This window comes from Gemmobacter sp. LW-1 (assembly GCF_001303875.1).
Lineage (GTDB): Bacteria > Pseudomonadota > Alphaproteobacteria > Rhodobacterales > Rhodobacteraceae > Gemmobacter > Gemmobacter caeni.
Genome location: NZ_LJSC01000043.1, coordinates 135,319 through 150,044, shown reverse-complemented (window position 1 = coordinate 150,044; position 14,726 = coordinate 135,319). Strand labels below are relative to the sequence as shown.

Below are 14,726 nucleotides of genomic sequence, written 5' to 3'. Positions count from 1 at the left end.
ATAAAATTGTTGACTCGCAGGATATCCTGCATGATGCTTGATGGAACACTAACAGGATATGCCGCCGATGACCCTGCTCAGCCGTATTCAGCACACATCCCAGAAACTGACCGCAGCAGACAGGAAGGTCATCGAGGTCTTGCTGGGTCAGCAGGCGGAGGCGGTGTTCCTGTCAGCGGCCCAACTGGCCGAGCGGGCGCAGGTGCATGAAACGACGGCGACGCGGCTGGCGCAGAAGCTGGGCTTCAGCGGCTACCCGGAGCTGCGCGCGCAATTGCAGCGCGAAGTGATGGAAGGGCAGGATGCGGCGGCGCGGATGCGCCGGTCGGTGTCGAAAGTGGCCGATGGCAGCTATCTGGCTGATCTGGTGCAAAGCGAAATCTCCGCGCTGGAACAGCTTGCCCGCAGCATCGACCAGCGCGATGTCGATACCGCATCGGACATGATCTTTGCGGCGCGGCGGGTGTTCATCTTCGCACAGGGCCATGCAACCGCCGTATCCGCCTTCTTGCAACGGCGGCTGGATCGTTTCGCCATGACGACGGTGATGCTGACCGGCCGCGGCCGCGACATTGCGGAGCGGCTGACCAGCCTTGGGCAGGATGATCTGGTTCTGGTTCTGGCGTTTCGCAAGCAACCGACAGACTACGCGGCGATCATGGGCCACGCCGCGCAGGTGGGAGCGCGCACCCTGCTGATTTCGGATCTGGCGGGTCCAACCATGACCCCGCCTGCCGAACATCTGCTGGCGGCGCCGAGGGGGCGGTCGGGCACGGAGTTCCAGACCCCGATCGTCCCCATGACCATCGTCAACGCCATTCTGCTGACCATTGCCGGTCGGCATGAGCCGCAGATCGTCACCAAACTTGAGGACCTGGCCGATCTGTTCGACCGCTTCGCCTGACGGCGTTGCCATCTCTGGGAGGAGAGAAGACACAATGTGGAAGAGCCTGAAGGCCGCGCTTCTCGCGGTGGCCTGCGTCCCTGCTTTGGCTGCGGCGCAGGATCTGGATGCGATGTCGACCGCAGAACTTTATGATCGGGCCAAAGAGGAAAAGACGGTGACCGTCTTTTCGTTGTCCAGCCGCATCGCACGGGTGGAGAAGGCCTTTGAGGCGACCTATCCGGGGGTTGATCTGATCGGGCTGGATCTCAGCTCCGCCAAGCAGATTGCGCGCGTTGTGGCGGAACAGCAGGCCGGGGTGTATGCGGTGGACGTGCTTTATATCGCCGATGCGCCGGTTGCGTTGCGTGACCTGCTGGCGCCCGGACGCATCCATACCTATGTGCCGCCAAGGCTGGCGGACCAGATCGAGGATCGTTTCAAGGCGCCGCTTCTGGTGCACCGGCTGTCGACCAAGGTGCTCATGTATAACGAGCAGGCCTATCCCGACGGAAGCCCGGTCACCAATCTCTGGCAACTGACCCTGCCCGAATGGTCAGGGAAGGTGATGATGGTCGATCCGACGCAGCGCGGCGAATTGCTGGACCTTCTGACCGAGATTGCGCTCCATCCCGACGAGATGGCGGCGGCGTACAAGGCCCAGTTCGGCAGCGATATCGTGATCGACGATGATCTGTCGGGCGCGGGAGAGCAATTCATCCGCAATCTCTTTCTCAACGATCTGGTTCTGGTCTCGAACAGTGACGATCTGAACAAGGCCGTCGGGACGCGGGATGCCAAGGACCCGCCGGTCGCCTTTGGCACCTATTCCGACCGCCGCGACAATGAAGAGGAAGGCTGGGCATTGCAGGTTGCCAACGATGTTGAGCCTGCAAATGGCATCCTGTTCCCGGCGGTGCTGGCGGTGGCGGACAAGGCGCCCAGTCCGGCCGCGGCGCGGCTGCTGATCGACTTCATGTTTGGCGATGACACCGCAGACGGGGGCCCGGCCTTTGCGCCCTTCAACGTTCCGGGCGACTATGCGACCCGCACGACCATTGCCGATGACCCGGATTCCGTGCCGCTGGAAGATCTGAAGGCATGGACCATCAATACCGAGGCCGTGGCGGAACACCGCGCCCGCATCGCCGATCTGATCATCACCCTGCAATGATACGGGTGTGGCGCAGCCGCGACAGGCTGCGCCCGCCGTCCGCCGGAGATTTTCCTCATGTCAATGCCCGAGCTTGCCGCGCCCGGTTGGCGCCGGTTTCTGACCGCGCGCAGACTCGCACCGCTGCTGATGATCCTGATCGTCGGCGTTCTGGTGCTTGCCCCGCTGCTGCGCATCCTTCTGGCCACCCTGAGCCCCGCCGGGGTCGAAGCCTGGGGGGCGATACTTGCCAGCCCGATGTCGCCGAACCTGTGGTGGCGCCCGTTGATGAACACCCTGATCCTGGGTTTGGGCGTTTCGGCGGGCTGTCTGCTGCTGGGGGGCTTCACCGCCTGGCTGGTGGTGATGACCGATGTGCCGGGCCGTCGCATCCTTGGGGTGCTGCACACATTGCCCTTCATGATCCCGAGCTTTGCGGCGGCGCTGGCCTGGGGCACATTGTTTCGCAACGGGCGCATGGGCGGATCACCGGGCTTTTTCGAGGCGAACGGCTTCATCATTCCCGACTGGCTGGCCTGGGGCATCGTGCCGGTGCTGATCGTGCTGATCGCGCATTACTATTCGCTGGCCTTCACCATCATCGCCGCCGCGCTGTCTTCGGTCGGCGCAGACCTGGTCGAGGCTGCGCAGATGACCGGCGCCCGCCGTCCGCGCATCTTCTTCGGCATCGTGCTTCCGGTGGTGACGCCGGCGCTGGTTTCGGCGGCCTCGCTGACACTCGCGGGTGCGGTGGCGAACTTCGCCGCGCCTGCGCTGCTGGGCCTGCCGGTGCGGATGCAGACACTTTCAACCCGGCTTTTCGGCATGATCGAGATTGGTCAGGCGGAGCGCGGCTTCGTGCTGGCGCTCTTGCTGATTGCTGTTTCCGGCATCTTCCTGTTTCTGTCGGACCGGCTGGTTTCAGGGCGGCGTGCCTTTGTGACCGTGACCGGGAAGGGCGGGCGCACCCGGCGCTTTCCTCTGGGAAAATGGCGCTGGCCGCTGTTTGTGGCGGGCTTTGGGCTTGCCATCCTGACCACGATCGTGCCGGTGGTGGTTCTGGTCGCCTCCAGCCTTGCGACGCAGACCGGGGCGCTGTTTTCAAACTGGACGCTGCATTTCTGGCTTGGCGAGGGGGGCGGCCAGATCGCGCAGGGTACGGCGGGCATCTTTCGCAATCCTGTGCTGATCGGCGCACTGCTGAACACGCTGAAGCTGGGCGTGGTGGTGGCACTGATCACGATGCTTCTGGGGTTGGCGCTGGCCCATACGATTACCCGCAACAAGGGGACCGTGCTGGCCAATATCCTGTCGCAGCTGGCCTTTCTGCCGCTGCTGATCCCCTCGATTGCCTTCGCCGCAGCCTATATCGCCCTGTTTGGCGCACCTATCGGGCCGCTGCCTTCGCTTTACGGCAGCTTTACGCTGCTGGTCATGGCTGCCGCCGCGCATAACCTGCCCTATGCGGTGCAGTCCGGGCGATCTGTGCTGGGTCAGATTTCCACCGATCTTGAGGAAAGTGCCCGGCTCACCGGCGCCGGTCCCTTGCGGCGGATGTGGGCCATCGTCGTGCCGCTGGCAATCCGGGGGCTTCTGGCGGGCGCCATTCTCGTCTTCGTCAAGATGGTGCGCGACCTGTCGCTGGTCGTCCTGCTGTTCAGCGCCACCTCTCCTGTCCTTTCGATGGTCGCCTACCGCTATGCCGCCGAAGGGTTCATGCAATTTGCCAATGCCATCACCGTTCTGATCCTCGTGATCTGTCTGACGGCCTCGCTTGTCGCGCAGGCCCTTCAGGCGCGCGTGCAGAAATGGAAGGAGTGACTTTCATGGCTTCTGTCCCGAACGAAGCAAAGGATGCGATCCGCATCACCAATCTCGTGAAACGCTTCGGCGACTTTACGGCCATTCCCGATCTTTCGCTTTCGGTCCCGCCGGGGTCTTTCCTTGTGCTGGTTGGCCCGTCAGGCTGCGGAAAATCCACCCTTCTGCGCATGCTGGCCGGGCTGGATGAACCGACCGGCGGCGAGATTGCCTTCATGGGGCAGGTCGTTTCTTCGGGAACGGGCGGTGTGGTTGCCGATCCAAGGATGCGGAATGCGGGTCTGGTGTTCCAATCCTATGCGCTCTGGCCGCATATGACGGTGGCGGGCAATATCGGCTGGCCTCTGAAGGTGGCCGGCTGGGACAGGGCCGCGCGCGAGGCACGGATTGACGAGGTGCTGGGATTGCTGGGCATCGCCGCCCTGCGCGACCGCTATCCGGCGGAAATCTCGGGCGGGCAGCAGCAACGGGTCGCCATTGCCCGCACACTGGCCCCGAAACCCTCGATCCTGCTGTTCGACGAGCCGCTGTCCAATCTGGATGCAAAGCTCAGGATCGAGATGCGCAGCGAGCTGATGCGGATTCACCGGGCGACGGGCGCCACCTCGGTCTATGTGACGCATGATCAGGTGGAGGCCATGACGATGGCCACCCATGTGGCGGTGATGAACCAGGGCCGGGTCGAACAGTTTGGCCCGCCGCGTGACCTGCTGGCACGACCGGCCACCACCTTTGTCGCCACCTTCCTCGGGACACCCCCCGGAAATCTGCTGCCTGCCAAGCGTGAGGGCGACATGCTTGTCCATGCCGGGGTGCCACTGGCGCCGGCAGCGCTGGCCGGAAGCCATGACGCGGTGCAGCTGTTCTATCGGGCAGAGCAAATCACCATCGGTCGCGCGCCCGGGCGGCCCATCTTGACGGCAGAATTTTCCGAGGCGGCCCCCATGGCGGGCAAGGTTATGGTGACCGCAGCGACGGGCGCGCTGCGACTGTCGGCGATTGTTGATGATTTTCCCGATGCCCGTCCGGGGGATCTGATTGAACTTGCACTTACCGGCGCGCCGGACGCCGTCTTTGCCGCGACCGGCGAAAGGATCGAATGATGCGCCTTATCCTGATGCGCCATGGCGAAACCACATGGAATGCCCAATCCCGGCTGCAGGGACAGGACAACTCCGACCTGTCCGAACGCGGGATCGAACAGGCCCGCCGTTTCAGCGCCTTCGTGCGGGCGCTGAAACCGGCGCGGGTGGTGTCGTCGGATTTGGGACGCACCCGGCAGACCGCTGAACTGATCGGCCATGGCGACTGTCCCAGCGACGCGCGCCTGCGGGAGTGGGACATGGGCAGCTGGACCGGGCGTACGAAGCCTGATCTGATCGCCGCCGACGCCGAACTGTATCACGCCTGGCGCGCGGGCACCTACAGCCCCGAAGGCAGCGAGCCTTGGGCCGTGTTCCGCGACCGGGTGGCAGGGGGCCTGCGCCACTGGCTCGCCGCGGGTTCCGGCGACCTGCTGGCGGTGGTGCATGGTGGCGTGATCCGCGCCGCGCTGGACGCCTTTTTACAGATGCCACCCGCGCGGGTGATCCCGGTGACGCCCGGCACCGGCACCATCCTCAGCTTCACGCCCGGCGTCTGGGAAACCGCCCAGTTGGAGGGCTACAATATCGGCGCAGTGGTGCCGGATCTTTCCGTCGCAGACTGAAAGGGCCCTGCCATGACCGGCACGTTTGTCATCCTCGATCTGCTCGGGGGCGTTGCCCTGTTGCTCTGGGGTGTGCGCATGGTCCGCACCGGGATGGAGCGTGGCTGGGGCGACCGGCTGCGCGCCTGGCTGGAACGAAGGCTGTCGAGCCGGATCGCAGCCTTCGGGGGCGGCTTGGGTGTCACGGCCATTCTGGGCAGCGCCACCGCGACCACGCTGATCGTGGCCAGTCTTGCGGCTGGCGGTGTTCTGGCGCCTGCCGCCGGGCTGGCGGTATTGCTGGGGGCGGATGTCGGGTCGGCGGCCACGGCTGCGGTGCTGGCCTCTGGATCTTCGGTGGCTGCGATGCTGGCGCCAGTGCTGATATTTGCGGGCTATGTGACCTTTGGCCGATCCGCCGAGTTCCGCCCACGCAACATGGGGCGCATGCTGATCGGGCTTGGCCTGATGTTGTTCGCGCTGAAGCTGGTGGTCGGCGCAACCGCGCCGCTGCGCGAGGCAACGCTGTTTCACGATCTCCTCAATGCCCTGTCGGCCGAGCCGATGCTTGCCTTTCTGGCCGGGGCCCTTCTCACATGGATCTGCCATTCGTCGCTGGCAGTCGTTCTGTTGCTGACGACCTTCGTGATGAACGGCAGCCTCGCACCGGATCAGGCGTTGCCCTTCGTGCTGGGGCTGAACTTCGGAGGCGGCCTTCCCGCGCTGACCGCCACGATGGGGCAGCCTGCCGCCGCACGGCAGTTGCCGGTTGCAAACCTGTTGTGCCGGGGCGGGTTGGCGGTGCTTGCCCTGCTGGGCATGGCGCCGCTGCTGCGCGGGCTGGCAGGGATGCATCTGACGCCAGCTACGGCGGTGGCGCAGATGCATCTGGGTTTCAACCTGGCTGCCGCGATCATCTTCCTGCCGCTGTCGCACAAGGTGCCGGGGGTGGTGGCGCGGCTGGTGCCGGGTGATCCGCCCCCGGATCAGGGGCTCGCTGCGCCGCGATACCTGACGGTTTCGGCGGCAACCACACCGCAGATGGCGCTGATCAATGCAGGGCTGGAAACCACGCGCATGGCCGAGATGGTGGCCCGGATGATCGAACTGCCTCTGGATGTTCTGAAAAGCGGCAAACTGGAAGGCCTGCGCGATCTGTCGCCACTGGGGGACCAACTCTCAGCGCATCTCAAGGCGCTTGGACGTTATCTGTCCGGGCTGACAGCCGAAGGCCAGACAGGAGACGAAGCGCGGCGTGCCCGGATGATCCTGCATTACGCAGGCAGCCTGGAACATGCGGGCGACATCATCCGCCGCACCCTGAGCGACCGCGCCCGCCAGAAGGTGCGCCGAAACAGCGTCTTCGACACCATTCAGCAAGACAGTCTGAGCGATCTGCGGGCTGTTCTGACGGGTACGCTTCAGGTGCTGCCCGCAGCACTTTGCTCTGACGATCTGGAGGTGGCCAAGGAACTGGCCAGTCGCAAGGATGTTTTTCGCAGCCGGGAAGACAGGATCATCGCGGCGGATCTTTCGCAGGGATCTTCGGACAGTGCTTCGGCAAAGCTGTTCTTCGACATCTTGCGTGATCTCCACCGTGTCAATTCTGTGCTGGCCGCTGCGGCCTATCCCAGACTGGCTGCCGCTGGCCTCATGCATGGCAGTCGCCTGCGGGAGATGGAGCGTGTCGACGAAGCCGGGATCTCCGAATAGGCGCCGGATGTAAGCATCTGCGATCTCAAGTGATTGCAGGCCCGGACCCGTGCCGCACCCGTGGCTGGTCCGGCAGCTTCGAACTGCCGGGCCATTCCTGCACAGGAAAGTTCAGAATCCTTCGACGACAATCTTGCCGATCATCCGGCCGGATTCTACGGCGGCATGGGCCTCGCGCATCGTTGCTGCGTTGATGGGCGACAAGGTTCTGGTCAGTGTCGTGCGGATCTCGCCGGCATCGACAAGCCCGGCCACCCGGTTCAGAAGCCGGTGCTGTTCGATCATGTCAGGGGTCTGGTGCATGGGCCGGGCGAACATGTATTCCCAGTGCAGGCTGGCCGCCTTGGTTTTCATGCCTCCCATTGGCATCGGCAGGTCGGTATCGTCGATCGCCACGATGCCGCCCTGCGGGCGGATCAGTTCCACGCAGGCAGCCCAGTGCCGCATGTCGTTGAAAATCGCGATATGGTCGACGTGCCGGAAACCCAGCCCGCGCACCTGCGCAACCAGATCCTCGCGGTGATTGACAACATGACTGGCGCCCAGATCCCGAACCCAGGATATCGTATCGGGGCGCGAGGCGGTGGCGATCACCGTCAAACCCGCCCGTCTGGCAAGCTGGATGGCGATGGAGCCAACGCCGCCCGCGCCGCCGATCAAGAGGATCGACTGGCCCTTGTCCGCACCATCGGGGTCAATGCCCAGCCGGTCGAACATTGCCTCCCACGCGGTAATCGTCGTCAGCGGCATTGCGGCGGCTTCGGCGAAGGTCAGTGAGGCCGGTTTGCGCCCGGCGATCCGCGCGTCCACAAGGTGATACTGCTGGTTGGTTCCTGTGCGGGTGATGTCGCCCGCATACCAGACCTCGTCGCCCGGTTTGAAAAGGGTCACATCCGACCCCACCGCCGAGACGATCCCGGCCGCGTCATAGCCGATCACCCGTGGCGTGGTCTCAGCCTTGTCCTTGGGCGCACGCACTTTGGTATCCACCGGGTTGACCGAAACGGCCTTCACCTCGACCAGCAGATCGTGGCCTTCGGCGCGGGGCATCGGCAGGTCCACATCGACGAGGCATTGGGGATCATCAACCGGCAGATAACGCAGCAGGGCGATGGCTTTCATGGCAGTAATCCTTTCCTTCGGGCGGCGGTCGGGCAGGGCCGGTGCCGTGTCATCCATTGCGGGCGTCGATGACGGCGCCCAGCATCGCCCGCACATAAGGGCTTTGCGGGCGGCATTGCGTCCTGGTGAACAGGGCAAGGAAACGGGCGAGCTTCATGGAATTGTCCTCGGTGTCACGGCGGGAATGCCGCATGGGGAACATTACACCGCGAGGATTTCATGATAATCACCGCATTCAGGCAATGATAATTTGGAATTTCAAAATTCAGGTGCCGGGGGCATGCGGCAGGGCTGTGCCTTGCTGCACTGCGGTCTGAAACCTTTTTTCAAAGAATTCAATGAATGCCTGCACCCGTGACGGAAGCACCCGGTTCGGAGGGCGCACGGCCCAGACGTACCAGTCGGGACCGACGGAATAGTCGGGCAGCACCCGCACCAGACGCCCGGCTTGCAGATGATCCGCGACATCCCAGAGCGATTTCAGGCCGATGCCAAGGCCTTGCAGCAAAGCCTCCGTCACGGCCTCGCCGAAATTGGTGGTAAACCGGCCCGAGACGCGTGTTTCCACCTCGGTTCCCATGGCATCGCGCAGCAGCCAGTTCCGGGTTTCACCCAGAACGATACAGCTATGTGACCTGAGATCGGCGGGCGAGGCGGGCTGGCCTGCCCGTTCAAGATAGGCAGGGGCCGCAACAAGCAGCCTCGGGTTCTGCGCCAGTTTCCGCGCCACCAGTGAAGACGAAGCCAGCGCACCGATACGGATTGCCAGATCATAGCCGTGTTCGATGATGTCCACCATGCTGTCGCTCAGGTCGAGCCTGAGCGAAACCTCGGGGTAGAGCCGCAGAAACTCCCCGATATGCGGCACGATCTGGCTGCGCCCGAAGGCTGCCGACGCGGTGACCCGCAAGTCGCCAAAGACCCGGCTGCGGCTTGATGACATGGCCGCGCGGGCTTCTTCCGCGCCATCGAGGATCTGCCGGGCGTGCAGCAGGAAGGTTTCGCCTTCGGGGGTCAGCGAAACCGCGCGTGTGGTGCGATGCAGCAGCCGGACGCCCAGTTCTGCCTCCAGCGCCTGAATGCGCTGCGTCGTGGCGGTCGGCGAAATGCGCATATCCTCGCCCGCCTTTCCAAGCGCCCCAAGTGCGGCCACGCGGACGAAAAGCTCCAGGGTTTTCAGATCGAATGCCATGGATGATCCGCTTCCTTCGTCACACCGCGCCGCCGAACGCGCAACAGCCTCGCACGGTGACGGCAGGAAGGGCAACGACCGATCCGCCTGCATACCGCAGGACAGATCAGAGCCTTCGGCAAGCCGAACCCCTGCGCCGGTCAGTGGCCAAGGCAGGTCAGCAAGGCACGCCCGGCATCCTCGATATGCGCGGCAGTCAGGCGGGCCGCGCGTTCGGCATCGCCGGACCTGCAGGCGTCAAGGATCAGCGCGTGTTCGTCGACTGCTTTCTGCTGGCCGTCTGTCAGTGAAAGCTGGGCACGCAGATAGCGGTCGCTGAGATTCAGCAGATTTTCGATCACGCCGAGATAGTGCCGTTGGCCGCCTGCACCATAGAGTGCGCAGTGGAAGCGGCGGTTCTGTTCCATCCATTCCGTCGGCGTGACCGCGCGGGCAAAGGCCAGATGCGCGGTTTCGGCGTCCGACAGGGCCGCTCCGGTCATCTGCCTTGCGGTCTGCCGGATGGCATCGCTTTCGACAAGCGCCCGCAGCCGGAAGATTTCCGCGATCTCCTGCGGCGGAAGATCGGTCACGAAAGCACCCTTGTAGCGCCGTGTCTCAACCAGGCCGAGTTGTTCAAGCCGGGCAATGGCCTCGCGCACCGGGATACGGCTGACATTGAAGGCGGTGGCGATTTCCTCCTGCCGGAGCTGGCTGCCGTTTTCCAGATCACCGTTCACGATGGCCGTGCGCAGCGCCGCGAAAACGACATCCGCGGCGGATCGGGTTTGTGACAGGTCGGTGCTTTCGAATTTCATAGGCCCGATATGCCCCGGATCGCCAAACTTTGGCCAGCGGAACAGGTTATAGCTTGAATTGTATATTGGATACAATATGCAATATCAGCGATTCATTACAGCCGGAGCAGGACATGCGCAGCACGAAGGTCATTCACGTCGTTTCATGCCATGCCGAGGGCGAGGTGGGCGATGTCATCGTCGGCGGTGTCGCACCTCCGCCGGGAAATACAGTGTGGGATCAGCGCAACTGGATTGCGCGCGATCAGGTGTTGCGCAATTTCATGCTGAATGAACCGCGGGGCGGGGTGTTCCGGCATGTGAACCTGCTGGTGCCGCCCAGGCATCCCGAGGCGCAGGCCGCATGGATCATCATGGAGCCGGAGGACACGCCGCCGATGTCGGGGTCGAACTCGATCTGTGTCTCGACCGTGCTGCTGGACAGCGGCATCATCCCGATGCAGGAGCCTGTTACCGAAATGGTGCTGGAGGCGCCGGGCGGTCTGGTGCGGGTGCGGGCCGAATGCGCGCAGGGCAAGGCCGAGCGCATCCATGTCGAAAACCTGCCGTCTTTCGCCACGCGGCTGGATGTGCCGCTGGAAGTGCCGGGGTTGGGCTGCCTGACGGTTGATACGGCCTTCGGCGGGGACAGTTTTGTCGTTGTCGATCCGGTTGCTCTGGGCATTGACCTTGTGGCCGGGAATGCGCGCGAGATCGCGGAAACCGGCATCCGCATTACCAACGCTGCCAATGCGCGTTATCGGTTCGAGCATCCGGGGCAGCCCGACTGGACGCATCACTCCTTCTGTCTGTTCGCCGGTCCGGTGTCGCGGCAGGGCAACCAGTTGCGGGCGCAATCGGTGGTGGCGATCCAGCCGGGCAAGCTGGATCGCTCGCCGACCGGAACCGCCGTTTCCGCCCGCATGGCCATCCTGCATGCGCGCAACCAGATGGGTCCGGAGGACCGCTTTACCGGCGTGTCGATCATCGGGTCAGAGTTTCATGGCCGCATTCTTGGCGAAACCCGTGTAGGGGATATACCTGCCATCCGGCCCGAGATCAGTGGCCGGGCATGGATCACGGGCACGCATCAGCACATGCTGGACCCGGCAGACCCCTGGCCCGAGGGCTATCGCATTTCCGATACCTGGCCCCGGCTGTTCGGCTGAGGCCAGGGGCCGGTTCAGAACCGGCGCGGGTCGAAGGGGACGAGCGACAGCGCAGGTGCCCGGCCCGCGACAAGCGCGGCGACCAGTTCGGCGGTTCCGGCGGATTGGGTCAGACCCAGATGGCCGTGGCCGAAGGCATAGATCACCCGGTCAGCCCCCGGTGCGCGGGCGATGACCGGCAGGCTGTCAGGCAGCGAAGGGCGGAAACCCATCCATTGCGTGCCGCCATTCGGATCGAAACCGGGCAGAAACTCGGCTGTCTTGCGCACAAGGATTTCGGCGCGCCTGTAGTTCGGCGGAAGGTTCAGGCCGCCCAGCTCTACCGCGCCGCCGACGCGCAGGCCCTCGCCAATGCGGCTGACGACGAAGCCGTGATTGCTGAAGGTCAGATGGGTGCGCAGATCGAAACTGGCCGTGGGGAAGGTGGTGTTGTAGCCGCGTTCGGTGTCCAGCGGGATGCGGTGGCCCAGCGTCCGGGCAAGATGATGCGACCACGCCCCGGCGGCAACGACCACCTGCGCGGCGGCGCGGGGTCCGGTGGCGGTGATGACATCCGCGCCCGCCTCGCGCGGCCTGATCGCACGAACATCTGCCACCTCGATCATCCCGCCTGCATTTACGAAGGCAGCGGCGAGGTGTTCGGTCCAGCGCGCGGGATCGACGGTATTCATCCAGCCGGGGGTAAAGCCTGCATGGGTAAAGCGCGGGTTCAGCCCCGGCTGGATCTCCGCAATCGCCGCCGGGCTTTCCAGCAGGTCGAAGGCGATGCCATGGCGGCGGCGCAATTCCCATGCGGGCAGCGAGGCGGCGAACTGCGCCTGGCCCTCATAGACCTGAAGCTGGCCTTCGCGCCGCATCAGGGGTTCCCCGTCAACGCGCGTGATCAGCCGCTCCAGCGCCTGTTGTGACAGCCGCATCAGCCCTGACTGCGCCTGCACCGCCGCCTCGTAGCGTGAAGGCGCCGTCGCGCGCCAGAAATGCCACATCCACGGCAGGATCTGCGCCGCATAGGCCAGGCGCAGCGACAGCGGCCCCAGCGGGTCCAGCAGCCATTTCGGTGCCTTGCGCAGAATGCCGGGGGTGGCCAGCGGTTCCAGCTCGGCAAAGGCGAAGGCCCCGGCGTTTCCGCGCGAGGTTTCGGAAGCCACGCCCTTGCGATCCAACAGGCGGACGCGGTGCCCCTTGGCCTGAAGCGCCAGAGCGGCGGTCACGCCGATGATCCCGGCGCCGATGACGATGATTTCCGTTTGGGTGGGATGTGGCATTCCGTTCAGCCATGAAAGCAAAGGAAAACCCCGGCCCTGACGGCCGGGGCTGGGGTCAGAGCACGATGCCCCGCCGGAACGGATCTTCCGCCTGAAAGATCAGCCGGCTTTCCGCCATCACATAGGCGCGGCCGGTGATCGAGGGGATGACCCCGCCATTCGCCCCCTTGCGCCAGGACAGCCGATAGGTGCTGCCGATGATGCTTTCCTGCACGATCTCGGCGCCTTCTGCCAGGCGTCCGGCGGCAGCAAGACAGGCCAGCCGGGCCGAACTGCCGGTGCCGCAGGGCGAGCGGTCATAGGCGTCATCGGGGCACAGCACGAAGTTGCGGCTGTGACCTTCCGGCGTTTCAGGGGGGCCGTAGAAGATCACATGATCGACCGGCATGCCTGGCGCGCAGGTGATCCCCGCCGTCTGAAGCGCCTCGCGCACCGCAATGGTAACCTCGGTCAGCTGACGGATGTTCGAGGCGGTGACAGGGATCGGGCTGGGATCGACAATGAAGAAGCCGTTGCCGCCATAGGCCAGGTCGCCGGTGACAGTGCCGACGCCCGCGACCTCGACCGAAACGCCGCTGCGGGTGCGGCGGCTTTCGACATTCGTCACCCGAACCGTGGTCGGGTCCAGCAGATCGACCGTCACCACCCCGACCGGCGTTTCGATCCGGTGCTGGCCGATGCCGATGCGGCCCAGATGGGCCAGCGTCACCGCCAGCCCGATGGTGCCATGGCCGCACATGCCCAGAACCGCCTCGGCGTCGAAGTAGATCACCCCGGTCACGCAGGTCGGATCGACCGGCGGAACCAGCAGGGCACAGACCATGGCGGGCTGTCCGCGCGGTTCAAGAATGACCGAGCGGTAGAAATCGCGGTGATCCGTGGCCAGCCGCGCCGCCCGCTCGGCCAGTGGCCCGGTCCCGAGATCGGGACCGCCGTCGAGGATCACCCGTGTCGGCTCCCCGCCGGTATGGCTGTCGATCACATGCATTCAGCGATCACCCCGCCCTGACGCGACCATGCGGCGAACCACTTGTTGAACTGATGGAACTGCGCTTCACAGAATTTGGCCTGCGAGGGCGACAGCGCATCGGTTTCATTGATGTTGAGCGCATACTCGCTTTCGCCCTTCAGCACCATGAGATGCTTGAAGTAAAGCACGAGATCGACACCCTCGTCGAATTTGGCCAGCACCGAGAATGCCTCGGCAAGCTCGCGCGCGCGGAGGTCGGCTTCGGGGCAGCCCTCGGCGGCGCGACGTGACAGCGCGACCTGAAGCAGCGATTCCTTCGGGAAGATCGTGCCGATTCCGGTGATCGCGCCCACCGCGCCGCATTTGACGAAACCGTGGTAGACCTCGGTATCCACGCCCACCATCAGGATCACCTCGTCATCCTGCGAGGTGATGTGTTCCGCGGCGTAGCTCAGATCCGCCTTGCCGCCGAATTCCTTGAAACCGATCAGATTTCTGTGCTCGGCGCGCAGAGCGAAGAACAGGTCGGCCTTGGTCGAATAGCCGTAATAGGGGCTGTTGTAGATGATGGCGGGCACATCCGGTGCCGCGTCGAGGATGGCCTTGAAATGGTTGCGCTGTGCGGCGACCGAAAGCCCGCGCGACAGCACCCGCGGAATGACCATCAGACCGGCGGCGCCGATCTTCTGGGCATGGGCGGCATGGGCCACGGCGGATCTGGTGTTGATGGCGCCGGTGCCGACGACGACCGGCACCCCGGCCTTCGTCAGACGTTCCACGCCTTCCATCCGCTGTTCGTCGGTCAGCAGTGGCCAGTCGCCGCATGACCCGCAATAGACCACGCCGGACATGCCGGCCGCCATCATCTCTTGTCCCTTGCGCACAAGCGCGTCGAAATCGGGCTGACGGTCTGCGGTGCAGGGCGTCAGCAATGCGGGGATCGTGCCAAGGAAAACGTCTTTCTTCATCGGAGGC

General features: G+C 64.5%; 13 protein-coding genes. 7 read left to right on the top strand and 6 right to left on the bottom strand.

The window, feature by feature from the left end; translation table 11 throughout:
• The first annotated feature begins 67 nt into the window (after nt 1-67).
• From AO684_RS11960 to AO684_RS11935, 6 genes are read left to right on the top strand one after another with little or no spacing between them, the layout of a single operon-like run.
• Nucleotides 68-904 (top strand): MurR/RpiR family transcriptional regulator, encoded by an 837-nt coding sequence (locus tag AO684_RS11960; RefSeq protein WP_082400947.1) that lies wholly within the window; start codon nt 68-70, stop codon nt 902-904.
• A gap of 34 nt (nt 905-938) precedes the next feature.
• Nucleotides 939-2,057 (top strand): ABC transporter substrate-binding protein, encoded by a 1,119-nt coding sequence (locus tag AO684_RS11955; RefSeq protein ID WP_082400927.1) that lies wholly within the window; start codon nt 939-941, stop codon nt 2,055-2,057.
• A gap of 57 nt (nt 2,058-2,114) precedes the next feature.
• Entirely contained in the window at nt 2,115-3,857 is a 1,743-nt protein-coding gene (locus AO684_RS11950; protein WP_082400925.1) for an iron ABC transporter permease, read from the top strand.
• 5 nt (nt 3,858-3,862) lie between these two features.
• Nucleotides 3,863-4,960, top strand: coding sequence for an ABC transporter ATP-binding protein (locus AO684_RS11945; RefSeq protein ID WP_054302970.1), 1,098 nt, complete (start codon nt 3,863-3,865; stop codon nt 4,958-4,960).
• A complete protein-coding gene (locus tag AO684_RS11940) occupies nt 4,960-5,565 on the top strand; it encodes a histidine phosphatase family protein (protein WP_054302969.1) in 606 nt (201 codons plus the stop codon). The genes AO684_RS11945 and AO684_RS11940 overlap by 1 nt, the downstream gene beginning before the upstream one ends.
• 12 nt (nt 5,566-5,577) lie before the next feature.
• Nucleotides 5,578-7,257 (top strand): Na/Pi cotransporter family protein, encoded by a 1,680-nt coding sequence (locus AO684_RS11935; protein WP_054302968.1) that lies wholly within the window; start codon nt 5,578-5,580, stop codon nt 7,255-7,257.
• Between the two features lie 111 nt (nt 7,258-7,368).
• Here AO684_RS11935 and AO684_RS11930 read toward each other — a convergent pair whose 3' ends face one another.
• The 3 genes from AO684_RS11930 to AO684_RS11920 form a co-directional block, all read right to left on the bottom strand.
• Nucleotides 7,369-8,379 carry a zinc-binding alcohol dehydrogenase family protein gene (locus AO684_RS11930; RefSeq protein WP_054302967.1) on the bottom strand — a complete coding sequence of 337 codons (1,011 nt, stop codon included), beginning with the start codon at nt 8,377-8,379 and terminating at the stop codon, nt 7,369-7,371.
• A 265-nt stretch (nt 8,380-8,644) separates the two neighbouring features.
• Nucleotides 8,645-9,571 (bottom strand): LysR family transcriptional regulator, encoded by a 927-nt coding sequence (locus AO684_RS11925; RefSeq protein WP_054302966.1) that lies wholly within the window; start codon nt 9,569-9,571, stop codon nt 8,645-8,647.
• A gap of 140 nt (nt 9,572-9,711) precedes the next feature.
• Complete coding sequence (locus AO684_RS11920) at nt 9,712-10,368, bottom strand: GntR family transcriptional regulator (protein ID WP_054302965.1); 657 nt, start codon at nt 10,366-10,368, stop codon at nt 9,712-9,714.
• Nucleotides 10,369-10,481: 113 nt separating this feature from the next.
• Between AO684_RS11920 and AO684_RS11915 the strand changes: the two genes are divergently transcribed.
• Nucleotides 10,482-11,516, top strand: coding sequence for a proline racemase family protein (locus AO684_RS11915; RefSeq protein WP_054302964.1), 1,035 nt, complete (start codon nt 10,482-10,484; stop codon nt 11,514-11,516).
• A 14-nt stretch (nt 11,517-11,530) separates the two neighbouring features.
• Here AO684_RS11915 and AO684_RS11910 read toward each other — a convergent pair whose 3' ends face one another.
• The 3 genes from AO684_RS11910 to AO684_RS11900 are packed head-to-tail and all read right to left on the bottom strand — an operon-like array spanning nt 11,531 to nt 14,719.
• A complete protein-coding gene (locus tag AO684_RS11910; protein WP_054302963.1) occupies nt 11,531-12,781 on the bottom strand; it encodes an FAD-binding oxidoreductase in 1,251 nt (416 codons plus the stop codon).
• 55 nt (nt 12,782-12,836) lie between these two features.
• Nucleotides 12,837-13,769 (bottom strand): proline racemase family protein, encoded by a 933-nt coding sequence (locus AO684_RS11905; protein ID WP_054302962.1) that lies wholly within the window; start codon nt 13,767-13,769, stop codon nt 12,837-12,839.
• Entirely contained in the window at nt 13,760-14,719 is a 960-nt protein-coding gene (locus AO684_RS11900) for a dihydrodipicolinate synthase family protein (RefSeq protein ID WP_054302961.1), read from the bottom strand. Before AO684_RS11900 ends, AO684_RS11905 begins: the two co-directional genes overlap by 10 nt.
• Between the last annotated feature and the right edge of the window lie 7 nt (nt 14,720-14,726).